Genomic DNA, 20,717 nt, shown 5'->3' with positions numbered 1-20,717 from the left:
AAGGGGGAGGTCTTTGCCCGGCCAAGCCTACACGCTTTGCCGGGCCGGGGAAGGGCTTTCCTGCCGCCGGGCCGGATGGCCCGGTCAGCGTTGCCGTCGCGCCATGAAGGCGAGCCGTTCGAAGAGGTGCACGTCCTGCTCGTTCTTGAGAAGCGCGCCGTGCAGTTTCGGCAGGGCGTCGGCCCCGTCACGGCGCAGATCCTCGGCGGTCAGATCCTCGGCGAGGATGAGCTTGAGCCAGTCCAGCACCTCGGAGGTCGACGGCTTCTTCTTGAGCCCGCCCTGGTCGCGGATCTCGTAGAACTGGGTGAGGGCGGTGGTGAGAAGCTGTTCCTTGATGCCGGGGTGATGGACCTCGACGATCTGCTTCATGGTCTCGACATCGGGGAAGCGGATATAGTGGAAGAAGCAGCGGCGCAGGAAGGCGTCGGGCAGCTCTTTCTCGTTGTTCGACGTGATGATGACGATGGGGCGGTGCTTGGCGCGGATCGTCTCGCCGGTTTCGTAGACGTGGAATTCCATCTTGTCGAGCTCCTGCAGGAGGTCGTTGGGGAACTCGATATCGGCCTTGTCGATCTCGTCGATCAGCAGGACCAGCTTGCTGTCGGCCTCGAAGGCCTGCCAGAGCTTGCCCTTGCGGATGTAATTCCTGACGTCGTGCACCCGTTCGTCGCCCAGCTGGCTGTCGCGCAGACGGCTGACGGCGTCGTATTCGTAGAGCCCCTGCTGGGCCTTGGTGGTCGACTTGATGTTCCATTCGAGCATCTCGACCCCCAGCGCCTGGGCCACCTGGCGGGCCAGCTCGGTCTTGCCGGTGCCGGGTTCGCCCTTGACCAGCAGCGGACGCTCGAGCGTGACGGCGGCGTTCACGGCGACGGTCAGGTCCTCGGTGGCGACGTAGGATTCGGTGCCCTCGAACTTCATGAAATGTATATCCTTTTTGCATCTTTCCCCGGACGGTCGGGGCGCACCGTACTGCGCCGCAGAAAACACCGCAATGGCGCGTATTTGTGTAGTGACATTCCCCGGTCGGAAGTGTAAGTGCTCGGCCACGGGCTTGCCAAATGTCTGAGGAGAATATCATGCCAGACACTGGCTTTGATGAGGGAGTTGAAATGAAAGCCGAGGTCTTTCTTCCCGAGGACTACAGTCCCGCCGAAGATGAACCCTTCATGAATGAGCGTCAGCTTGAGTATTTCCGTCGCAAGCTGCTTCACTGGAAATCCGACCTGCTGGAGGACAGCCGGGACACGATCGAGGGGCTGCAGGATGGCACCCGCGCCATCCCCGACGTGGCCGACCGTGCCAGCGAGGAAACCGACCGGGCGCTGGAACTGCGGACCCGCGACCGGCAGCGCAAGCTGGTGGCCAAGATCGATTCCGCGCTGCGGCGTATCGATGACGGCGAGTACGGCTATTGCGAGGTGACCGGCGAGCCGATCAGCCTCAAGCGGCTGGACGCGCGGCCGATCGCGACCATGAGCCTCGAGGCGCAGGAACGCCACGAGCGGCGCGAGAAGGTTCACCGCGACGACTGACGCGGGCTTGGCCTGAGAATGAACAAGGCGCCGGGGTGAAAGCTCCGGCGTTTTTCGTCAGGGAAGGGCGTATGCATCTGGAAAGTATGAAGATCGTCGTGGTGGGCGGCGGCATCGGCGGGCTGGCCGCGGCGCGGGCGCTGGCGCTGCGCGGCGCCGAGGTGACGGTGTTCGAGCAGGCCGAGGCGATCCGCGAGGTGGGCGCCGGGCTGCAGGTGAGCCCGAACGGGTTCCGGGTGATCGACGCGCTGGGTCTGGCGGAGGCGCTGCGGGCGGTGTCGGTGCAGGGCCGGGCGGTGCGGCTGAAGGATTACCGGGGCGGGGAGGTTTTGCGACTCGACCTGGGCGGGCTGGAGAGCGCGGAGTACCATTTCGTGCACCGGGCCGACCTGATCGACGTGCTGGCCGCGGGGGCGCGGGAGGCGGGGGTGAAGATCCGGCTGTTGCAGCATGCCGAGCGGGTCAGCCCCGGCGAAAGGCCTAGCGTGGCGCTGGCGCGCGGGGTGGATGTGGAGGCGGATCTCGTGGTGGGGGCCGACGGGCTGCATTCGGTGGTGCGGCGGGCGCTGAACGGGACGGTGGCGCCGTTCTTCACGCGGCAGGTGGCGTGGCGGGCGGTGGTGCCGAACACCGAGGGCCGGGGCCCGGAGGTGCATGTGCATATGGGTCCGCACCGGCACGTGGTGAGCTATCCGCTGCGGGACGGGGCGGCGCTGAACCTTGTGGCGGTGCAGGAGCGGGCCGAGTGGCAGGAGGAGAGCTGGAGCCAGCGGGACGATCCCGAGGCCCTGCGGGCGGCGTTCGCCGATTTCGGGCCGGAGGTGCGGGAGATGCTGGGCCGGGTCGAGTCGGTGCACCTGTGGGGGCTGTTCCGGCACCCGGTGGCGCGGGCCTGGCACGGGGACGGGACGGTGCTACTGGGCGATGCGGCGCATCCGACGCTGCCGTTCATGGCGCAGGGGGCGTCGATGGCGCTGGAGGATGCCTGGGTCCTGGCCGAGGCGCTGGCGGGGCCGGGGGCGTTGGCGGACCGGCTGGCCGATTACCAGGCGCGGCGGGAGGGGCGTGTGCGCAAAGTGGTGGAGGCGGCGGGGTCAAACGCGTGGAAGTACCACCTGGCCTTTCCGCCGCTGCGGTGGGCGGCGCATGCGGCTTTGCGGGTTGGCGGGGCGATGGTGCCGGGGCGGATGCTGCACCAGTTCGACTGGATTTACGGGCATGACGTGGTGGGTGGTTAGGGTGTGTTCGCCTGCGGATGAGTGGCCGCCCCGGGCTTGATCCGGGGCCTCTGGTCGGGACGAGGTCCCGGCTCGGGGGCCGGGACGGGGAGAAATCGTTGTTACGGGGTGGCACACGCCCGGCGGCGGCTACGTCGAGGCTAGGGGGCGGGGTCGAAGGCCCCGGGTCAGGCCCGGGGCGGGTGGCTATGGGGGCGGCGGCGTTCTCCAAGCCTAAGCAAGGGCTTACGCGTCGAGGTTCACCCAGATGGGGACGTGGTCTGAGGGCTTTTCGCGGCCGCGGATGTCCTTGTCGATCTGGCAGTCGGTCATCAGGTCGGCGGCCTGGGGCGTCAGCAGGAAATGGTCGATGCGGATGCCGTCGTCGCGGTTCCAGGCGCCGGCCTGGTAATCCCAGAACGTGTAGTGGCCGGGGCCCTGGACGCGGGCGCGGAAGGCCTCGGTGAAGCCGAGATTGACCACCCGGCGGAAGGCGGCGCGGGTCTGCGGCAGGGCGAGGGCATCCTCGGCCCAGGCCTCGGGGCGCTTGGCGTCCTCGTCCTGGGGGATGACGTTGTAGTCGCCGGCCATCAGCGCCGGTTCCTCGGCGGCCATCAGCGCCTCGGCGCGGGCCTTCAGGCGTTCCATCCAGGCGAGCTTGTAGTCGTATTTCGGCCCCGGTGCCGGGTTGCCGTTGGGCAGGTAGAGGCCGCAGACGCGCACGGCGGTGCGCTCGCCCATGACGGTCGCCTCGATCCAGCGGGCGTGGTCGTCGGTATCGTCGCCGGGCAGGCCGCGGGTGACATCCTCGAGCGGGAGTTTCGACAGGATGGCGACGCCGTTGAAGCTTTTTTGGCCGTGGGTTTCGACGTTGTAGCCGCGCTCCTCGAACAGCTCGCGGGGGAAGTTCTCGTCGACCGACTTGATCTCCTGCAGGAGGGCGACATCGGGCTGCGCCTCGTCCAGCCAGTCGGTCAGGGCGGCCGCGCGGGCCTTGATGCCGTTGATGTTGAAACTGGCGATTTTCATCGGGCCCTCCGCGCTTGACTGGCCCCTTCTATCGCTCAGCCGCTGGCGGCTGACAAGGGAATCCCTTGGGGGAGCGAGCACAGGCCGATTGATTCGGGACACGCAACACACCCATAAGTTGAAAAGTGTTCAAAAAGAGACCTGTGGATAACTTTTTTTACTGTCTCTCAACCCGTCGAAAACCCGGCGGAGATTCAATCATTTGCCCGAATGGCGGTTTTCCGAACCGCCTGTGGATAACTCGTTATGAGGGAAATCTATATTGGCAAGACCCGTTTAACGTGCAAGCGTTTTCCGGCAACGTCATACACGGGAGTTACCAAATGTCTGCAATTCGTAAGTTTGATCAATCTGTTGAAACCACCACTTCGCGCGGCTTTGCCAGCCTTCACGACGGCGAGGCCGTGGGCGCATTCACCTCCTCCATGGGCCCCGTTGCCCAGGCCGATGCCGGGCGTGGCGAGGGTGTCGAGATGTTCACCTCCTCCATGGGTCCGCTGACCGTTGCCGAGGCCGGCGCGGGCGATGCGACCGGTCTTTTCACCTCGTCGATGGCGCCGGTGGCGTCGGCCCGGGCCGAAACCGGCGACGCGGTCGAGCTGTTCACCTCGTCCATGTCCCCCGTGACCGCCAGCGCCGCCGAGACCGGTGAGGCCGTCGGCGCCTTCACCTCGTCGATGGGCCCCCGGGCCGTGACCGCGGAAGAGGGCGACGGCTGCGAGATGTTCACCTCGAGCATGTAAGCCCGTGGGCACGAAACGGAATATCTGACGAAGCTTTGGGAAATCAATACGATGGCTAGCATACTTCATCTTGACGTTCCGTTTCGCCAGCGCACGCGCGCGGCACGGCAGGCAGCGCTTGTCGACCGTGTCGCGCGGGAGCGCCGGCCGCATGAAGACGTTTACTGGCTCAAGGAGAATGCCGAGCTGCTGAACGTGCTGGAGACCGCGGATGCCCGGCCGGGCGAGGCGGCGCTCGACCCCTATGCGGGGCTTTACGGGGAGATCGAGAAGCGGCTGGGGTTCTTTCCGCAATATTACCGGTTCTTCCTGTCGATCTGCCTTGACCTGGAAGGCCTGGGGATGCCCGGCAACAAGGGGGCCGCGCTGGCCGAGTGGGTGGCCCGGCAGGGCCTTGCCGGGGCCGAGCTGTCGGACCTGCAGCGGGCCGAGGCGCGGCGGCTGTGCCTGCGCCGCGGCGTCGACCCGGTGGGCGCGGATCACGAGCTGGACGACCGCCTGCGGGCCTTTGCGCGCCGGTCGGAGACCTTCACGCTGCCCAACAAGAAGGCGGCCTACGAGCTGACCCATATCGTTTTCTACCTCTCGGAATATGGCCGCAAGAACCCCTGCGCCGATCCGGAGATGATCGACAGCCTGTGTTATGCCGGCACGCTGGCGTTTCTCGAGCTGAACATCGACCTTCTGTCGGAGGTCTGCATCGCGCTGCGCTTTGCCGGGCGGACGCCGCCGCCGGTGTGGGAGCGGTGGCTGTCGGACCAGATGATGCGGTTCCAGGTGATGCCAGCCGACCGGCCGGGGGGGATGGACGACTATCACACCTGGCTGATGGTGAACTGGTTCATGGACCTGTCGGGGCGGGGCGGGTTTGCCCACGAGATGCCCGAGGGGGCCGTCGTGTTCGCCGCGCCGGAGCCCAATTCCGGCCCGCTGCGGGAGCTGTCGGACTGCATGTACAACATGACCGAGGCGCGCAGCCCCGACTGGGGCCAGATGCGCGACCGGGTGGGCGACCGGCTGTCGGACGAGGCGCGCACCGTGCTGGCCGCCGCCGAGCAGGCGGTTGATTTCGGGGCGTTTTTCAAGGGGTTTGCCAGGGCCGGCGGGCCGGGGGGCCTGACATGATCGGGTCGGTCGCGCGGAGCGCGTGCCTTGCGGGCGTGGGGCTGACGGCGCTTTACACGCTGCTGATTTCGACGGCGGACGCGATTACGAAGTTGTTCGCCACCTCCTATGCCGCACCGCAGCTGTTCGCGCTGTCGGGGGGCATCGTGGCGCTGCTGGCGCTGGTGTCGAACCGGAAGGCGGGGCAGTGGAGGGGGGTGCGGACCGCCTGTCCGAAGGCGATGGCGATAAGGGCGGGGGCGACGGTACTGGGCTCGATCGCGTTCTATTACGCGTTCCGGCTGTTGCCCTTTGCCGAGGTGTTCCTGTTCATCGCGCTCATTCCGCTGGTGGCGGCGCTGCTGTCGGGCCCGGTTCTGGGGGAGCCGGTGCGGCCGCAGGTCTGGGCGGCGCTGGTGGTGGGCACGGTGGGGGTGATGTGCCTCTTTCCCGGGGGTCTGAGCAGTGTCGGGCTGGGGCACCTGGTGGCGCTGGCGGCGGTGCTGCTGGGCACGGTGTCGATGGTGGCCTCGCGCTATATCGGGCAGCGGGACGACAATATCCTGTCGCAGGTGTTCTATCCGAACCTGGCGCTGATGGCGGTGATGGCCTGTGCGCTGCCCTTCGTGTTCCAGCCGATGGGGCTGGCCGATCTGGGCTGGGCGGTGGCCTATGCGGTGTTCCTGTTCGGGGCGCGCTGGGTGCTGGTGGCGGCGCTGCGGATGCTGCCGGCCTATGTGGTGACGCCGCTGATGAACCTGCAGTTCCTGTGGATGGTCGCGATCGGCTTCGTGGCCTTCGGCGAGGTGCCCTGGGCGGGGGTGTTCGTGGGGGCGGCGATTGTCATCGCGGCGGGAAGCTGGCTGGTCTGGGACCAGACGAGGCCACGGCCGCAAGACGCGCGGATCGTGCCGGCGGAATGACGGGAAGGGCGCTTCAACGGCGCCCTTCAACGCTTTGAATTACATGGCGAAAGATGTGCCGCAGCCGCAGGAGCTGCTGGCGTTGGGGTTCTCGATGGTGAACCGGGCGCCGATGATTTCCTCGGCGAAGTCGATGGTGGCGCCGTTGAGGAAGGGCAGCGAGATGCTGTCGACCACCACTTTCTGGCCCTGACCCTCGAGGATGAGGTCGTCATCGGCGGGTTGATCCAGCTTGATATCGTACTGGAATCCCGAGCATCCGCCGCCTTCGACGGCGATGCGCAGGGCCTGCCCCTGATCGCCGGCGCCGATTTCGGCCAGCCGGGCAAAGGCGCGGTCGGTGACTTTCGGTGGCAGTTCCATCTGTCGACAAACCCTCGTGGTTTCCTTGTTCGCTTGGCTGCAATATATGGGCTTGGGGAACAGGCGACAAGGACAGTGGTCATGCAGAAGCGATTTGCGGCGGACCCGGTGCGGACGCATGGCCGGCTGGTGGCCGAGGAGGAGAGTGCGTTCCGGTCCTGTTTCCAGCGGGATCGCGACCGGATCATCCATTCCAGCGCATTCCGGCGGTTGAAGCACAAGACGCAGGTCTTCGTGGAGCACGAGGGGGATTATTTCCGCACAAGGCTCACGCATTCCATCGAGGTGGCGCAGGTGGCGCGGACGATTTCCGGGGCGCTGGGGCTGAACGAGGAGCTGACCGAGGCGGTGGCGCTGGCCCATGACCTTGGGCATACGCCGTTCGGGCATACCGGGGAGGATGCGCTGGATGCACTGATGGCGCCGTATGGCGGGTTTGACCATAATGCGCAGGCGCTCAGGATCGTCACCGCGCTGGAGCGGCATTATGCGGGGTTCGACGGGCTGAACCTGACATGGGAAACGCTGGAGGGGATCGCCAAGCATAACGGGCCGGTGACGGGGGAGCTGCCCTGGGCGCTGGCCGAGTATGACGAGCGGCATGATCTGGAGCTTTACACCCATGCGAGTGCCGAGGCGCAGGTGGCGGCGTTGTCGGATGACATTGCCTATAACAACCACGATCTGCATGACGGGCTGCGCGCGAAGCTGTTCAGCGAGGCGGATATTCGCGGGTTGCCGATCGTGGGCGATTGTTACGACGAGGTGGACCGGACCTATCCGGGGCTGGATGACTACCGGCGGCGGCACGAGGCGCTCAGGCGGGTGTTCGGGGTGATGGTGGCGGATGTGATCGAGACCTCGCGGGGGGTGCTGGAGGAGGCGGATCCCGAGAGCGTGGAGGCTGTGCGGCACCTCGGGCGGCCGGCGATCGCGTTCTCGGACGATGTCTGGCGGCATATGAAGGAGATCAAGGCGTTCCTGTTCCGGCATATGTACCGGGCGCCCTCGGTCGTGGAGATGCGCAAGCAGGTGACGGCCGTGGTCGAAGAGCTGTTTCCGTTCTACATGGGCAAGCCCGAGTTCCTGCCCAAGCGCTGGCAGGAGGACGTGGCGCGGGCCGACAGCGAGACGGCGCTGGCACGGCTGGTCTGCGACTATATTGCCGGGATGACCGACCGGTTCGCGCTGGAAAGCCACGCGCGGCTGCTGGGCGGGCCGGGCGGTGCGGGGGAGCGCCGGGGGTGACGCACAGTCAGCCCGATTGACGCCAAGGATGGCGGTGGTAAACCGGCGCCAACGCTGGAAGGACGAAACGGATATGAACCTCTTCACCGATATCAGGGCCCTTGTGCTGGACGCGCTGCAGGCGATGCAGGAGGCGGGGGAGCTGCCCCATGGCCTCGATACCGCCAACGTGACGGTCGAGCCGCCGCGCGATGCGGCGCATGGCGACATGGCGACGAACGCGGCGATGGTTCTGGCCAAGCCCGCCGGGATGAAGCCGCGCGATATCGCGGGGGCGTTGGCGGAGCGGTTGTCGGACGAGAACTGGATCGAGAGCGCCGAGGTGGCGGGACCGGGGTTTTTGAACCTGCGGCTGTCGGCATCGGTCTGGCAGGGCGTGATCCGCAAGGCGCTGAGCGAAGGCGCGGCCTTCGGGCGCTCGGAGATGGGCGCGAACCAGAAGGTGAATGTCGAGTATGTCTCGGCCAACCCGACGGGGCCCTTGCACGTGGGCCATACGCGCGGCGCGGTCTTTGGCGATGCGCTGGCGAGCCTGCTGGATTACGCGGGCTATGACGTCACGCGGGAATATTACATCAACGATGGCGGCGCGCAGGTCGATGTGCTGGCGCGGTCGGTCTACCTCCGGTATTTGGAAGCGCACGGGCAGGCCGTGGCCTTCGAGGACGGCACCTATCCGGGCGATTACCTCGTGCCGGTGGGCGAGGCGCTGAAGGCGGAGGTGGGCGATGCCTATGTCGGCCAGCCGGAGGCGGTGTGGCTCGAGAAGGTGCGAGATTTCTCGACCGAGCGGATGATGGACCTGATCCGCGACGACCTGAAGGCGCTCGGCGTCGAGATGGACGTGTTCTATTCGGAGAAGTCGCTCTATGGCACGGGCCGGATCGAGGAGGCGCTGACCGCTCTGGAGGAGAAGGGCCTGCTTTACGAAGGCGTGCTCGAGCCGCCCAAGGGCAAGCTGCCCGAGGATTGGGAGGCGCGCGAGCAGACGCTGTTCCGCTCGACCGAGCATGGCGACGATGTCGACCGGCCGGTGAAGAAGTCGGACGGGAGCTGGACCTATTTCGCGCCGGACATCGCCTATCATTATGACAAGGTTTCCAGGGGGTTCGACGCGCTTATTGATGTGTTCGGCGCCGATCACGGCGGCTATGTCAAGCGGATGAAGGCCGCGGTGAGCGCGCTGACGGACGGGCGTGTGCCGCTCGATATCAAGCTGACCCAGCTTGTGAAGCTTTACAAGAACGGCGAGCCCTTCAAGATGTCGAAGCGGGCGGGCACGTTCGTGACCTTGCGCGACGTGGTCGACCAGGTCGGCTCGGACGTGACGCGCTTCGTGATGCTGACGCGGAAGAACGATGCGCCGCTCGATTTCGATTTCGACAAGGTGCTGGAGCAGTCGAAGGAAAACCCGGTTTTCTACGTGCAATATGCCCATGCGCGGGTCTGTTCGGTGCTGCGCAAGGCCGAGGGCGCGGGGATCGACGTGAGCGATGGCACGCTGTCGGTCACGGATATCAGCGGGCTGACCCACGAGGCGGAGCTGGCAGTGGCCAAGAAGCTGGCCGAGTGGCCGCGGCTGGTGGAGATCGCCGCGCGGACGCATGAGCCGCACCGGGTGGCCTTCTACCTCTACGACCTGGCGAGCGATCTGCACGCGCTGTGGAACCGGGGCAATGACGAGCCGTCGTTGCGTTTCCTGCAGGAGGACGACCCGGCGACCTCGCAGGCAAAAATCGCCCTCGCGCGGGCCGTAACCGTTGTTATTTCTGCCGGTCTTGGTATTCTCGGCGTAGTTCCGGCAGAGGAGATGCGCTGAGCCGCATCCGACACATAAAACAAACCGCCGGGCGCTAGAGGCAGATATCAGAAAGTCCGGCGGCGATGCATCGCCGGAAGTGGCGAGGCGAGACATGTCAGAGATGCAGCAGGGGCACCAGGACGGTGCCGAGAGGCAGCCCAGATCCATCACGAGGTTCGTCAATCTGCTTGGGGCAGTCACGTCGCTGGCCCTTGTGGTTGGCATGGGCGTGTGGGGATACAAGCTAGTGATGCGGGACGTGAGCGGCGTGCCGGTCATCCGCGCGGCCGAGGGGCCGATGCGGGTGGCGCCCGAGGATCCGGGCGGGCGGCAGGCGCTGCACCAGGGGCTGTCGGTGAATGACGTGGCGGCCGAAGGCACGGCGGCGCGGCCTGCCGACCGGCTGATCCTGGCGCCGGAGCCGCTGGATCTGACGCTGGAGGATACGCAGCTTGCCCGGCTGGAGCCGCGGGGCGGGACGGCCGAGCCGGTCACGATCGGCGCGGCCGAGCAGGGCGACCAGGGCGCGGAGGAGGAGGGCACCATGCGCTTTGCCTCGGTCGAGGCGCTGGCGGATTCGCTGGCCGAGGGGGTCGAGCCCCTGCAGGAGCTGCCCGCCGCCGAGCCGGTGGAGGAAGAGGAGATCGAGGAGCGCGACAGCCCGCCGGTGGAAGGCGGGATCGGGCGGTCCTTGCGGCCCAAGACGCGGCCGGCGAGCCTTGTGACGTCGCCCGAGGGCGTGGCGCTGGCGTCGATCGCCAATGCCTCGGCCCGCGATGTGGACCCGTCGAAAGTTCCCGTGGGCACGCGGCTGGCGCAGCTTGGCGCCTTTTCCAGCCACGAGATCGCGGTGCAGGAGTGGGACAAGCTGGCCGACCGGTTCGACGAGTATCTCGAGGACAAGGACCGGGTGATCGAGAAGGCGACGAGCGGCGGGCGGACCTTCTACCGGTTGCGGGCCATGGGCTTTGCCGACCTGTCGGAGGCGCGGCGGTTCTGTTCGGCGCTGGTGGCGGAACGGGCGGAATGCATCCCGGTGGTCACGCGGTGAGCCGGTTCGGCGCGACGATCCTCGACGCGGACGGGCTGCGGCTGTCGGAGGCGGAGAAGGCGCTGTTTGCCGAGGCCGATCCGTTCGGGTTCATCCTGTTTGCCCGGAATATCGACACGCCGGACCAGGTTTACGGGTTGTGCGAGGAGATGCGCGCGGCCGTGGGGCGCGAGGCGCCGATCCTGATCGACCAGGAAGGCGGGCGGGTGCAGCGGCTGCGGGGGCCCCGCTGGCGCGAATGGCTGCCGCCGCTGGAGCATGTGGAGGCCGCCGGGGACAGCGCGGAAGAGGCGATGTACCTGCGGTACCGGCTGATCGCGCAAGAGCTGCGCGAGGTCGGGGTGGACGGCAATTGCGCGCCGCTGGTGGACGTGGCGCGGGGCGAGACGCACGCGTTTCTGAAGAACCGCTGTTACGGGTTCGATGCCGATAGGGTGGCACGGCTGGGCCGGGCGGCGGCGGACGGGATGCTGGCCGGTGGCGTGCTGCCGGTGGTGAAGCATATCCCCGGGCATGGGCTGGCGCTGGTGGACAGCCACGAGGAACTGCCGGTGGCGGATGTCTCGCACGAGAAGCTGTCGGCGGTGGATTTCGCGCCGTTCCGGGCGCTCCGCGACCTGCCGATGGGGATGACCGCGCATGTGGTCTACAAGGCGCTGGACGAATTGCCGGCCACGACCTCGAACATCGTGATGAAATGCATCCGCGAGGAGATCGGGTTCGGCGGGCTGATCATGAGCGACGATATCTCGATGAAGGCGCTGGACGGGTCGCTGACGGAGATCGCCCGCGATACGCTGGCGGCGGGGTGTGACGTCGTCCTGCTGTGCAACGGCACGCTGGACGAGCGCCGGGCGGTGGCCGAGGCCGCGGGGCGGTTGTCGAACAAGGGGCAGGCGCGGGCGGAAAGCGCGCTGGCGGCGCGGCATGAGCCCGACGAGGTTGACATTCCGGCCATGGAGGCAAAGCTTGAGGCGCTGATGAATGGGCGCGTCTATGGCGGATGAGAGTTTCGAGGAGGCCGGACAGGTCGAACGGGTGGCCGACCGCATGGCGGCGGAGGCGCTTATCGTCGACGTGGACGGGTTCGAGGGGCCGCTGGACCTTCTGCTGACGCTGGGGCGGACGCAGAAGGTGGATCTGCGGCAGATCTCGGTTCTGCAACTGGCGCAGCAATACCTGGCCTTCGTGGAGAAGGCCAAGCAGCTTCGGATCGAGCTGGCGGCGGATTACCTTGTGATGGCGGCGTGGCTGGCGTTCCTGAAGTCGCGCCTGCTGCTGCCGCCCGATCCGGAGGACGAGGGGCCGTCGGGCGAGGAGCTGGCGGCGCACCTGGCGTTCCAGCTCGAGCGGTTGCAGGCGATGCGGGAGCGCGCGGCGCAGTTGATGGGGCGTGACCGGCTGGGGCGGGATTTCTTTGCCCGCGGTATTCCCGAGGACGTGACGCGGGTGAAGAAAGTGAATTACACCGCGACGCTTCTGGACCTGATGCAGGGTTACGCGCGCATCCGCACCAAGGACGAGTTCCGGCCCTACGCGATGGACCGCGACGCGCTCTTCACGCTGGAACAGGCGCTGGAGCGCATGCGCGGGCTGATCGGGTTTGCCGGCACGTGGACGGATATCGTGAGCTACCTGCCCGAGGGGTTCACCACAGATCCGGCGCGGCGGCGGTCGGCCACGGCGTCGACCTTCGCCGCCTCGCTGGAGCTGGTGAAGGAGGGGCGGGTGGAGATCCGCCAGTCGGAGCATTTCGCGCCGGTTCAGCTGCGGCGGAAGGATCAGTAGGATGGCGGGTGTCAAAATCTTGAAAAGATTTCGGTCCGATTTCTTTTCGAGAAATCGGCGCCGGGGCGTTGGGGCGAGGTCGTGACGGAAGAGACGGAACACAAGGAACACAAGGAGGAAAGCCTGTTCGCGGCCCCGCCCATGGCCGAGCAGGAGCGGATGTGCGAGGCGATCCTCTTTGCCACCGCCGAGCCCATCACCGTGCGCGAGATGGAGGCCCGGATGCCCCATGGCAGCGACGCGGCCGAGGCGCTGGTGCATCTGCGCAAGCGCTACGAGGGGCGCGGCGTGCATCTTGTGAAGGTGGGCGATGCCTGGGCGATGCGGACGGCGCCGGATCTCGGCTACCTGATGCAGAAGGAAACGGTCGAGACGCGCAAGCTGTCGCGGGCGGCGATCGAGACGCTGGCGATCATCGCCTATCACCAGCCCGTCACCCGCGCCGAGATCGAGGAGATCCGAGGCGTTTCCGTCAGCCGGGGGACGGTGGACCAGTTGCTCGAGATGGAGTGGATCCGGTTCGGGCGGCGCAAGATGACGCCGGGGCGGCCGGTGACCTTCGTGGTGACGCAGACCTTCCTGGATCATTTCGGGCTGGAAAGCGCGCGCGACCTGCCGGGGCTGAAGGAGCTGCGGGCCGCTGGTTTGCTGGAAAGCCGCGCGCCGCTGGGCGAGATGCCGACGGCGGGCGAGGGCGAGGACGAGGCCGAGCCCGGCGCCAAGGGGCAGGACGAGCTGTTCGACGACTGAGGGTCGGGCCGGGGAAATTTCGCGGGGGTGCCCTGAAATCTCCACGTTTTCCTGCTATATATGGATCAGCAGGCAGGATAGGAGGGCGTCATGAACGCCAATCGGATCATAAGCATGGTCGTGCGCATGGTGATGCGGCGCCTCATCCGCTCGGGCGTCGATGCCGGGGTGAATGCCTATGCCAACCGGCGCGATGCCAAGGCGGGCAAGGGTACGGGGCAGGGCACGGGTCAGGCCAAGGGCAAGGGCCCCGAAACGGCCAAGACCCAGAAGCGCATGCGCCAGGGCATGCGCATGGCGCGGCGCATGGGCCGCTTCTGATTCATCGGTGAACGGGGTGTCTTCCGACATCCTCGTGGTCGGCGCCGGGCCGACCGGGCTGACCGCCGCGCTGGAACTGGCGCGGCTGGGCATGGTGCCGACGGTGATCGACCGGCGCGAAGGCCCGTCGGGCCTGTCGCGGGCCGTGGGGATCATTCCACCCAGCATGGACATCCTGGCGCCCTCCGGCGCGGCACGGGCCATTCGCGACGAGGCGGTCGTGATCGGCCAGGCGCAGTTTCACGCCGGGCGGTTCCGCTTTGCCAGCCTGACCCTCGATCACGGGGAGGGGGCGCAACTGCTGGCCCTGCCGCAGGACCGGACGGAGCATCACCTGCGCGTGGCTTTGGAGCGGTATGGCGGGCGGGTGGATTATGGCCAGGCGCTGGAGGAGTTGACCGAGAGGCCGGATCACGTGGAGGTGCGGATCAATGGCGAGGCGCGCCGGTTCGGTCATGTGATCGGGGCGGATGGTGTCGGCAGCCGGGTCCGGGCGGCGATGGGCGTGGGGTTCGAGGGCTATGACCTGCCCGAGACATGGTCGATCGCCGATGTGGAGGCGCCGGGCTGGCGGGAGCCGGAGAATTTCCAGGGGTTTTTCGGGCGGCAGGGGAGGACGGTGATCGTCATCCCGCTGGCCGCGACGCGGTTCCGGCTGATCTCGAACACGCCGGATGCGCTGGCCACCCTGCCGGTGCCGATGGAGGTGGAGCGGGTGTACCGGGCGGGGACGTTCCGGATCTCGGTGCGGCAGGTGACGGCCTATGCGACGGCGCGGGTGTTCCTGGCCGGGGATGCGGCGCATTGCCATTCGCCGGTGGGCGGGCGGGGCATGAACCTCGGGATTGCAGATGCGGGTGACCTGGCGGCGCGGTTCGCCTCGGGCGGGCTGGCGGGGTATCACGCCGCGCGGCACGCCGAGGGGCGGCGGGTGATCGAGTTGAGCGAGCGGGCGCGGAAGGCTTTGATGCAGGGTGGGGCCCTGCGCCGGGGGATGTTCTACGGGCTGATGGCGGTGATGATGTCGCTGCCGATCCAGCGGCGGCTGGCGGGGCAGGTGCTGGACGTCTGAGGCAGGCCTCAGGCGCGGAAATGCTTGGAAAGCTTGAGGCCCTGGCCCTGGTAGTTCGAGGCGATGCCGGCGCCGTAGAGCTGGTCGGGCACCTGGTCCATTTTTTCGTAGACGAGGCGGCCGACGACCTGGCCGTGTTCGAGGACGAAGGGCGCCTCGTGACAGCGGACCTCGAGCACCCCGCGGGAGCCGGCGCCGCCCGCCGCGTCATGGCCGAAGCCGGGGTCGAAGAAGCCCGCGTAATGCACCCGGAATTCGCCCACCATGGCAAGGTAGGGCGCCATTTCGGCGGCGTAGGCGGGCGGGATGTGGACCGCTTCGCGGCTGACGAGGATGTAGAAGGCGCCCGGATCGAGGATGATGCGGCCGGTGTCGCTGTGGACCTCTTCCCAGTATTCGGAGGGGTCGTAATGGCCGATCAGGTCGAGGTCGATCACACCAGTATGGGGTTTGGCGCGGTAGCCCACGAGGGAGCCCTTAGCGGGTTCGAGGTCGACCGAGAAGCCGAGCCCGTCGGAGATGACCGCCTCGCCATCGACGAGCGGCGCCTCGGCGTGCAGCGCGGTCAGGGCGGCGTCGTCGAGCGCGGCCTGCCCGTCGCGGAAGCGGATCTGGTTGAGGCGCATGCCGGGGCGGACGAGGACGGAGAAGGAGCGCGGGCAGATCTCGGCGTAGAGCGGGCCGGTATAGCCCGGCGCGATGCGGTCGAACTCCTCGCCCTGGTCGGTGATGGTGCGGGTCAGCAGGTCGAGCCGGCCGGTGGAGGACTTGGCGTTGGCGACGGCAGTGACGTCTGACGGCAGGTCGAGCACCTCCATCAGCGGGACGACGTAGACGCAGCCCTTTTCCAGCACCGCGCCGTTCGTCAGGTCGATCCGGTGCATTTCCAACTCCTCCAGCCGTTCGGCCACGGTGCGCCCGGCGCCGGAGAGGAAGGAGGCCCGCACGCGGTAGGCGGTGTGCCCGAGGCGCAGGTCGAGGCTGGCCGGCTGGACCTGTTCGGGGAGGATGGCGGCGGGGGCCGAGATGCGCCCGTCGGCGATCATCGCTCTGAGTTGCTGGCTGGCGAGAACACCTGTCATTCAGCGGCTCCGTTGCGGCCGGGCGGCCCGTGGGCGGGGCGCCATGTGTTCCGGTTCTGCGGGGAGGGTGTTCATGGTCGGGCTAGCAGGATTCGAACCTGCGACCTCCCGTCCCCCAGACGGACGCGCTACCAGCCTGCGCTATAGCCCGACGATTGGGGTTACATACTGGATTTGCGCACGGGGACAAGGGGCAAATTCGAATTTTCCGGCTCAAGTTTCATCCGTTTCGTCAAGCTTGTTCCGGAGGCGTTTCACGATGGGCGGGATCAAGCGCATCATTGGCGCTGTAAAGGGGCGCGGCACGTCGGCGAGCATGGAGAGCGGGCCGGGGGTGACGAACTCGTCGTCGGCGGGATCGTCGGGGACGTCGACGCTGAGCGACGGGCGGTCGGGCGCGGGTTGTTCGGCTGTCGGGGGCGCGTCGGGGGTGGCGGTTTCCTCGGGAGCGCCGTCTTCGGGGGCGCGGCTGAGGAAGCCGGGGAGTTTCGGGTCGGCCTCGGCGGCGGGCGCAGGCGTTTCTTCGGCGGCGTCTTCGGTGCCGGCCTGGGCCTGATCCTCGTCGTCCTCGTCCTCTTCGACGCCGTCCCATTCCTCGACGGGGGAGGCGGTGGCCGCGTCGTCGTCGTCGGCAAAGAGGTTCCGGTCATGCGGGGAGGCGCTGTCGGGGTCGGCTGCCATGTCGGCCGGGGCGGGGTTCTGCGGAACGATGTGGGTCAGGGTCAGATCCCTTTGGGGCGGCACTGGCGGTTCTCCGTCAGGTTCGGTTTCGGTTGCGTCCGGCGACGCGGCCGCGGTGTCGTTGGAGCGGGGCCGGAAATCGAGCACCTGCGCCGGTGCCGGGGTCGCGAGCCCGGCGCCGTAGGTGTTCGCCGCATCCTCTTCCCCGTCGAGCGGCTGGGAGAGCGAGGAGACATGCTTGATGCCGTTCTCGCGCAGGAGCTTTTGCACGCCCTTGATGGTCATCCCGTCATCGTGGAGCAGCTTCTTGATGCCGCCCAGCAGGCGCATGTCCTGCGGCCGGTAATAGCGGCGCCCGCCGGCGCGCTTGACCGGCTTGACCTGGGTGAACTTGCTTTCCCAGAACCGCAGCACGTGTGCCGGCGTGTCCAGCCACTCGGCAACCTCGCTGATCGTGCGAAAGGCGTCTGCGGATTTGGCCATCGCGGCGGGCCTTCGTTACTTCCGGTTGCCGGCGGCGACGCGGTCTTTCATCAGGTGCGACGGGCGAAATGTCAGCACGCGGCGCGGGTTGATGGGCACTTCTTCACCGGTTTTCGGGTTGCGGCCCACGCGGGCCGATTTTTCGCGCACCGAGAAGGTGCCGAAGGAGGAAATCTTGACCTGCTCGCCGCGCACCAGCGCGTCGGAGACGTGATCCAGCACGCTTTCCACCAGCGTGGCCGAGTCGTTCCTGGAGAGGCCGACCTCGCGGAAAACGGCCTCGCTCAGATCCATCCTGGTCAATGTCTTGTCGCTCATCTCATCCCCTCGCTCTTTCCAAGACTTTAGGGCGGAAGGAATTTCCGAGTCAATGTCAATGACTTGGCAGGAGGAGTTTAAGCGCGGTTTCAGGCCAATCGGCGCCTTTTACCAGCGCAGCACGACCGAGCCCCAGGCCAGCCCGCCGCCGATCGCCTCGGACACCAAGAGGTCGCCGCGCTTGATCTTGCCCTGGGCCACGCCCTCGGACAGGGCCAGCGGAATCGACGCGGCGGAGGTGTTGCCATGCTCCTGCACGGTGATGATCACCCGGTCGAGCGGCACGCCCATCTTCTTGGCGGTGCCGGCGATGATGCGGATATTGGCCTGGTGCGGCACGATCCAGTCGATGTCGTCATGGCCGAGCCCGGCGGCCTGAAGCGCGGTCTCGGCGGTCGAGGTCAGTTTCTCCACCGCCTGCCGGAAGAGGGGGTTGCCCTGCATCCTGAGCTTGCCGGAGGTGCCGGTGGTGGAAACGCCGCCGTCGACATAGAGCATCTCGCGGTAGCGGCCGTCGGAGTTGAGGTCGGAGGCGAGAATGCCGCGGTCGGCCGACGTGCCGTCGCCCTCGGCCGCGCCGAGGACTAGGGCGCCGGCGCCGTCGCCGAAGAGCACGCAGGTCGAGCGGTCTTCCCAGTCCATGATCCGGCTGAACGTCTCGGCGCCGATGATCAGCAGGCGTTTCGCCTGGCCCGAGACGATCAGCGCGTTGGCATTGGCCAGCGCGTAGATGAAGCCCGCGCAGACCGCCTGCACGTCGAAGCCGAAGCCGCGGGTCATGCCCAGCCGGCTTTGCACCATGGTGGCGACGGAGGGGAAGGTCAGGTCGGGGGTCGAGGTGGCGACGAGCACGCCGTCGATGTCGTCGATGCCCAGGCCCGCCTTTTCCAGCGCGGCAGTGGCCGCGTGAACGGCGAGGTCGGAGGTGGTTTCGCCCTCGGCCGCGAAATGCCGCCGCTCGATCCCCGAGCGGGTGCGGATCCATTCATCGGAGGTGTCGAGGAACTCTTCGAACCACGTGTTCGGGACGATCCGTTCCGGCAGGTAGTGGCCGACGCCCTCTACAACGGCGCGTATTGTCATGCAGGGTCACCGCTGGCTTTCGACTCTTCGGTCGCGTCATCCTGATCAAGCATCGAGGCAGATGCAACCCGCGCCGCGAGTTTTTCGGTGAACCCGGTCTGGGCAAGCTGGAAGGCCAGCTTGACGGCAGACGAGACCCCCATCGCATCGGCCGCGCCGTGGGATTTCACCACCGTGCCGTTCAGCCCCAGGAACACGCCGCCATTGGCGCGGCGCGGGTCGATTCGCTTCTTGAGACGTTGAAGCGAGGCATAGGCGAGGATCGAGGCGAAGCGCGACAGCGGGGTGTAGCGGAACGCCTCCTTCAGCAGGTCGGAGACCAGCTTGGCCACGCCCTCGCCGGTCTTGAGCGCGATGTTGCCGGTGAAGCCGTCGGTGACGATCACGTCGCAGAGCGTGCCGGGCAGGTCGCGGCCCTCGACGAAGCCGACGAATTCGAAATCGGCCTTGCGGGCGTTGGCGGAGATCAGGTCATGCGCCTCGCGCAGCTCGGCCCGGCCCTTGTGTTCCTCGGTGCCGACATTGAGCAGGCCGACGCGCGGCCGTTTCAGGCCGAAGCCGTTGCGGGCATAGGAGGTGCCCATCAGCGCGTATTGCATGAGGTCCTTGGCGTCGGCCCGGATATCGGCGCCGCCGTCGAGCATGATGTTGAAGCCCTGCGGGTTGCGCGAGGGCCAGAGCACGGCGATGGCGGGGCGGTAGATGCTGGGCAGCTTGCGCAGGCGGACGACCGACATCAGCATCAGCGCGCCGGTATTGCCGCAGGAGACGCAGACCGTGGCCTCGCCCTTGCGCACCGATTCCAGCGCCGACCACATCGACGTTTCCTTGCCGTGGCGGATCACCTGGCTGGGCTTTTCGTCCATCGAGACGACGTCGGGCGCATCGCGGATCTCGCACCGCCCCTCGAGGTTCTTGCGCTTGGCGACGAGCGGTTCGAGCACGTCCTTGCGGCCATGCAGGATGAAGCCGATCTCGTCGTTCTTCTTGGCCGAACGCGAAATGCCGGCGACCACGGTCGCCGGCCCCAGATCGCCCCCCATCGCGTCGACGGAAATGATCGTGCGTTTCGGGCGTGCCCTGGTCTGATCCGAGTCTGCGGTCATCAGGACGCGCGCCCCCGACTGATTCAGGCTGCGTCGTCGTCCAGATCGACCTCGTCAACCATCGCCACGACTTCGCGGTCGGCATAGTGACCGCACGCCGCGCAGACGTGGTGCGGGCGCTTGAGCTCGCCGCAGTTGGGGCACTCGTTCGGGTTCGCCCCGGTCAGCGCGTCATGGGCGCGACGGTTGTTACGGCGCGATTTCGATACTTTGTTCTGTTGGACGGCCATGTCGCAACCTCAGTTTTCTGTGGGTCCTTGGAAAGACCCGTGTGTCACGGGTTGAGGCGGCTCTTAATCTGTCTCGAGCCGCCGGTTCAACCCCAAATTCCGGTGAGACGGCGAAAATACAGGGAATCGTTGCAGGAGCAAGCGGTTTTTTGGCGGTCAGCCGCCTTTATCCTCGAGCTTTTTCTTCAGGTCGGCCAGCGCGGCGAAGGGCTTGGTTTCCTCCTCCTCGATCGGGTCGGCGCCGGGGGGAATCGCGCTGTCGGTTTCCAGCTCGGCCTGATCGGCGCGGGGATAGGCGGGCAGGGCAAGCGCCAGCGCCTCGGTCATCACCGCCCAGAGGTCGATCTGTTCGCCCAGGGGGTCGATGGTCTCGTCCTCGGGCATCTCGACCTCCTCGCCCTTTTCCTCGGGCGGGGGCCAGTTGGCGAGGAAGCGGCGGGCGACGTCCTCCTCGATGCGGGTGTTGACCGGCTCGAGCGTGACGACGCAGGCCTGGGTGACGGTGGCGCCCAGGTGAGCGTCGAGGCGCCAGTCCTCCTTGCCCTCGGCGCTGAGTTCCCCGGTGAAGCGCAGTTTCTTCAGGCCGAGGATGCCCAGTTCGTCTGCCACCTGTTGCAGCGCCTCGGGGCCGGGGGCGATCTCGAAGGGCTGCGGCTTGCGCGGGGACAGGCCGCTCACGCGGTAAAGGGCGGATTTCCGGGGATGTTCCGGCATCGGGCCTCTCTCATCATTTCTTGAACATATAGCCTAGCTTGTTGTAAGCGGGTGTGAAAGCAATCGGGGCTG

At 67.1% G+C, this 20,717-nt stretch carries 23 protein-coding genes and 1 tRNA gene; 13 read left to right on the top strand and 11 right to left on the bottom strand.

The window, feature by feature from the left end; genetic code table 11:
- Positions 1 to 84: 84 nt before the first annotated feature.
- Positions 85 to 924, bottom strand: a complete 840-nt coding sequence (locus RLN94_RS19745; protein ID WP_350131644.1) for an AAA family ATPase — start codon at positions 922 to 924, stop codon at positions 85 to 87.
- Between the two features lie 191 nt (positions 925 to 1,115).
- Here RLN94_RS19745 and dksA point away from each other — a divergent pair, with 191 nt between their 5' ends.
- Both dksA and RLN94_RS19735 read left to right on the top strand, forming a co-directional pair.
- On the top strand, positions 1,116 to 1,538 hold the full coding sequence (gene dksA / locus RLN94_RS19740; RefSeq protein ID WP_350131676.1) for an RNA polymerase-binding protein DksA: 423 nt from the start codon (positions 1,116 to 1,118) through the stop codon (positions 1,536 to 1,538).
- 71 nt (positions 1,539 to 1,609) lie between these two features.
- Positions 1,610 to 2,776: an FAD-dependent monooxygenase gene (locus RLN94_RS19735; protein WP_350131641.1), complete on the top strand. Its 1,167-nt coding sequence runs from the start codon at positions 1,610 to 1,612 to the stop codon at positions 2,774 to 2,776.
- 225 nt (positions 2,777 to 3,001) lie between these two features.
- Here the strand turns inward: RLN94_RS19735 and xth are convergent, their stop codons facing one another.
- A complete protein-coding gene (gene xth, locus RLN94_RS19730) occupies positions 3,002 to 3,784 on the bottom strand; it encodes an exodeoxyribonuclease III (protein WP_350131638.1) in 783 nt (260 codons plus the stop codon).
- Positions 3,785 to 4,107: 323 nt separating this feature from the next.
- Here xth and RLN94_RS19725 point away from each other — a divergent pair, with 323 nt between their 5' ends.
- The 3 genes from RLN94_RS19725 to RLN94_RS19715 are packed head-to-tail and all read left to right on the top strand — an operon-like array spanning position 4,108 to position 6,554.
- Positions 4,108 to 4,527 carry a hypothetical protein gene (locus RLN94_RS19725; RefSeq protein WP_350131635.1) on the top strand — a complete coding sequence of 140 codons (420 nt, stop codon included), beginning with the start codon at positions 4,108 to 4,110 and terminating at the stop codon, positions 4,525 to 4,527.
- Positions 4,528 to 4,578: 51 nt separating this feature from the next.
- Positions 4,579 to 5,652: a DUF6902 family protein gene (locus RLN94_RS19720; protein WP_350131632.1), complete on the top strand. Its 1,074-nt coding sequence runs from the start codon at positions 4,579 to 4,581 to the stop codon at positions 5,650 to 5,652.
- The gene (locus RLN94_RS19715) at positions 5,649 to 6,554 is read left to right on the top strand and encodes a DMT family transporter (protein ID WP_350131629.1); all 906 of its coding nucleotides are present in this window, start codon (positions 5,649 to 5,651) and stop codon (positions 6,552 to 6,554) included. The genes RLN94_RS19720 and RLN94_RS19715 overlap by 4 nt, the downstream gene beginning before the upstream one ends.
- Before the next feature lie 39 nt (positions 6,555 to 6,593).
- Here RLN94_RS19715 and RLN94_RS19710 read toward each other — a convergent pair whose 3' ends face one another.
- A complete protein-coding gene (locus RLN94_RS19710; protein ID WP_057815981.1) occupies positions 6,594 to 6,917 on the bottom strand; it encodes a HesB/IscA family protein in 324 nt (107 codons plus the stop codon).
- An 81-nt stretch (positions 6,918 to 6,998) separates the two neighbouring features.
- Here RLN94_RS19710 and RLN94_RS19705 point away from each other — a divergent pair, with 81 nt between their 5' ends.
- The 8 genes from RLN94_RS19705 (at position 6,999) to RLN94_RS19670 (ending at position 14,948) form a co-directional block, all read left to right on the top strand.
- Complete coding sequence (locus RLN94_RS19705) at positions 6,999 to 8,165, top strand: deoxyguanosinetriphosphate triphosphohydrolase (protein ID WP_350131626.1); 1,167 nt, start codon at positions 6,999 to 7,001, stop codon at positions 8,163 to 8,165.
- A 73-nt stretch (positions 8,166 to 8,238) separates the two neighbouring features.
- Positions 8,239 to 9,984 (top strand): arginine--tRNA ligase, encoded by a 1,746-nt coding sequence (argS, locus tag RLN94_RS19700; protein WP_350131623.1) that lies wholly within the window; start codon positions 8,239 to 8,241, stop codon positions 9,982 to 9,984.
- 232 nt (positions 9,985 to 10,216) lie between these two features.
- Positions 10,217 to 11,017 carry an SPOR domain-containing protein gene (locus tag RLN94_RS19695; protein WP_350131621.1) on the top strand — a complete coding sequence of 267 codons (801 nt, stop codon included), beginning with the start codon at positions 10,217 to 10,219 and terminating at the stop codon, positions 11,015 to 11,017.
- Positions 10,993 to 12,024, top strand: coding sequence for a beta-N-acetylhexosaminidase (gene nagZ, locus RLN94_RS19690; RefSeq protein WP_350169480.1), 1,032 nt, complete (start codon positions 10,993 to 10,995; stop codon positions 12,022 to 12,024). Before RLN94_RS19695 ends, nagZ begins: the two co-directional genes overlap by 25 nt.
- A complete protein-coding gene (locus RLN94_RS19685; protein WP_350159255.1) occupies positions 12,014 to 12,805 on the top strand; it encodes a segregation and condensation protein A in 792 nt (263 codons plus the stop codon). Before nagZ ends, RLN94_RS19685 begins: the two co-directional genes overlap by 11 nt.
- Positions 12,806 to 12,946: 141 nt before the next feature.
- A complete protein-coding gene (gene scpB / locus RLN94_RS19680) occupies positions 12,947 to 13,555 on the top strand; it encodes an SMC-Scp complex subunit ScpB (protein WP_350169504.1) in 609 nt (202 codons plus the stop codon).
- A 90-nt stretch (positions 13,556 to 13,645) separates the two neighbouring features.
- Positions 13,646 to 13,876: a hypothetical protein gene (locus RLN94_RS19675; RefSeq protein WP_350131612.1), complete on the top strand. Its 231-nt coding sequence runs from the start codon at positions 13,646 to 13,648 to the stop codon at positions 13,874 to 13,876.
- A gap of 16 nt (positions 13,877 to 13,892) precedes the next feature.
- Complete coding sequence (locus tag RLN94_RS19670) at positions 13,893 to 14,948, top strand: FAD-dependent oxidoreductase (RefSeq protein ID WP_350131609.1); 1,056 nt, start codon at positions 13,893 to 13,895, stop codon at positions 14,946 to 14,948.
- Positions 14,949 to 14,956: 8 nt separating this feature from the next.
- Here the strand turns inward: RLN94_RS19670 and RLN94_RS19665 are convergent, their stop codons facing one another.
- From RLN94_RS19665 to RLN94_RS19630, 8 genes are all read right to left on the bottom strand, one after another.
- Positions 14,957 to 16,030, bottom strand: coding sequence for a 2'-deoxycytidine 5'-triphosphate deaminase (locus tag RLN94_RS19665; protein WP_350131607.1), 1,074 nt, complete (start codon positions 16,028 to 16,030; stop codon positions 14,957 to 14,959).
- 74 nt (positions 16,031 to 16,104) lie between these two features.
- Positions 16,105 to 16,181 (bottom strand) — tRNA-Pro (locus RLN94_RS19660).
- 62 nt (positions 16,182 to 16,243) lie between these two features.
- Positions 16,244 to 17,194: a MerR family transcriptional regulator gene (locus RLN94_RS19655; RefSeq protein WP_350131605.1), complete on the bottom strand. Its 951-nt coding sequence runs from the start codon at positions 17,192 to 17,194 to the stop codon at positions 16,244 to 16,246.
- A 15-nt stretch (positions 17,195 to 17,209) separates the two neighbouring features.
- Positions 17,210 to 17,512, bottom strand: a complete 303-nt coding sequence (ihfA, locus tag RLN94_RS19650; protein ID WP_300895885.1) for an integration host factor subunit alpha — start codon at positions 17,510 to 17,512, stop codon at positions 17,210 to 17,212.
- Between the two features lie 108 nt (positions 17,513 to 17,620).
- Complete coding sequence (locus tag RLN94_RS19645) at positions 17,621 to 18,595, bottom strand: beta-ketoacyl-ACP synthase III (RefSeq protein ID WP_350131602.1); 975 nt, start codon at positions 18,593 to 18,595, stop codon at positions 17,621 to 17,623.
- Positions 18,592 to 19,701: a phosphate acyltransferase PlsX gene (plsX, locus tag RLN94_RS19640; RefSeq protein WP_350131599.1), complete on the bottom strand. Its 1,110-nt coding sequence runs from the start codon at positions 19,699 to 19,701 to the stop codon at positions 18,592 to 18,594. Before plsX ends, RLN94_RS19645 begins: the two co-directional genes overlap by 4 nt.
- A 23-nt stretch (positions 19,702 to 19,724) precedes the next feature.
- A complete protein-coding gene (gene rpmF / locus RLN94_RS19635) occupies positions 19,725 to 19,931 on the bottom strand; it encodes a 50S ribosomal protein L32 (RefSeq protein WP_350131596.1) in 207 nt (68 codons plus the stop codon).
- Positions 19,932 to 20,087: 156 nt separating this feature from the next.
- Positions 20,088 to 20,645: a YceD family protein gene (locus RLN94_RS19630; protein ID WP_350127056.1), complete on the bottom strand. Its 558-nt coding sequence runs from the start codon at positions 20,643 to 20,645 to the stop codon at positions 20,088 to 20,090.
- Positions 20,646 to 20,717: the final 72 nt, after the last annotated feature.

Origin of the sequence: Roseovarius sp. (genome assembly GCF_040223625.1) — a bacterium.
Lineage (GTDB): Bacteria > Pseudomonadota > Alphaproteobacteria > Rhodobacterales > Rhodobacteraceae > Roseovarius.
This window is presented reverse-complemented; position numbering and strand designations above follow the sequence as displayed.

Excerpts from the sequence above, each read along its gene's own strand:
- RLN94_RS19745 (WP_350131644.1), bottom strand. The coding sequence starts at position 924 with ATGAAGTTCGAGGGCACCGAATCCTACGTCGCCACCGAGGACCTGACC.
- dksA (WP_350131676.1), top strand. The coding sequence starts at position 1,116 with ATGAAAGCCGAGGTCTTTCTTCCCGAGGACTACAGTCCCGCCGAAGAT.
- RLN94_RS19735 (WP_350131641.1), top strand. The coding sequence starts at position 1,610 with ATGCATCTGGAAAGTATGAAGATCGTCGTGGTGGGCGGCGGCATCGGC.
- xth (WP_350131638.1), bottom strand. The coding sequence starts at position 3,784 with ATGAAAATCGCCAGTTTCAACATCAACGGCATCAAGGCCCGCGCGGCC.
- RLN94_RS19725 (WP_350131635.1), top strand. The coding sequence starts at position 4,108 with ATGTCTGCAATTCGTAAGTTTGATCAATCTGTTGAAACCACCACTTCG.
- RLN94_RS19720 (WP_350131632.1), top strand. The coding sequence starts at position 4,579 with ATGGCTAGCATACTTCATCTTGACGTTCCGTTTCGCCAGCGCACGCGC.
- RLN94_RS19715 (WP_350131629.1), top strand. The coding sequence starts at position 5,649 with ATGATCGGGTCGGTCGCGCGGAGCGCGTGCCTTGCGGGCGTGGGGCTG.
- RLN94_RS19710 (WP_057815981.1), bottom strand. The coding sequence starts at position 6,917 with ATGGAACTGCCACCGAAAGTCACCGACCGCGCCTTTGCCCGGCTGGCC.
- RLN94_RS19705 (WP_350131626.1), top strand. The coding sequence starts at position 6,999 with ATGCAGAAGCGATTTGCGGCGGACCCGGTGCGGACGCATGGCCGGCTG.
- argS (WP_350131623.1), top strand. The coding sequence starts at position 8,239 with ATGAACCTCTTCACCGATATCAGGGCCCTTGTGCTGGACGCGCTGCAG.
- RLN94_RS19695 (WP_350131621.1), top strand. The coding sequence starts at position 10,217 with ATGCGGGACGTGAGCGGCGTGCCGGTCATCCGCGCGGCCGAGGGGCCG.
- nagZ (WP_350169480.1), top strand. The coding sequence starts at position 10,993 with ATGCATCCCGGTGGTCACGCGGTGAGCCGGTTCGGCGCGACGATCCTC.
- RLN94_RS19685 (WP_350159255.1), top strand. The coding sequence starts at position 12,014 with ATGGCGGATGAGAGTTTCGAGGAGGCCGGACAGGTCGAACGGGTGGCC.
- scpB (WP_350169504.1), top strand. The coding sequence starts at position 12,947 with ATGGCCGAGCAGGAGCGGATGTGCGAGGCGATCCTCTTTGCCACCGCC.
- RLN94_RS19675 (WP_350131612.1), top strand. The coding sequence starts at position 13,646 with ATGAACGCCAATCGGATCATAAGCATGGTCGTGCGCATGGTGATGCGG.
- RLN94_RS19665 (WP_350131607.1), bottom strand. The coding sequence starts at position 16,030 with ATGACAGGTGTTCTCGCCAGCCAGCAACTCAGAGCGATGATCGCCGAC.
- RLN94_RS19655 (WP_350131605.1), bottom strand. The coding sequence starts at position 17,194 with ATGGCCAAATCCGCAGACGCCTTTCGCACGATCAGCGAGGTTGCCGAG.
- ihfA (WP_300895885.1), bottom strand. The coding sequence starts at position 17,512 with ATGAGCGACAAGACATTGACCAGGATGGATCTGAGCGAGGCCGTTTTC.
- RLN94_RS19645 (WP_350131602.1), bottom strand. The coding sequence starts at position 18,595 with ATGACAATACGCGCCGTTGTAGAGGGCGTCGGCCACTACCTGCCGGAA.
- plsX (WP_350131599.1), bottom strand. The coding sequence starts at position 19,701 with ATGACCGCAGACTCGGATCAGACCAGGGCACGCCCGAAACGCACGATC.
- rpmF (WP_350131596.1), bottom strand. The coding sequence starts at position 19,931 with ATGGCCGTCCAACAGAACAAAGTATCGAAATCGCGCCGTAACAACCGT.
- RLN94_RS19630 (WP_350127056.1), bottom strand. The coding sequence starts at position 20,645 with ATGCCGGAACATCCCCGGAAATCCGCCCTTTACCGCGTGAGCGGCCTG.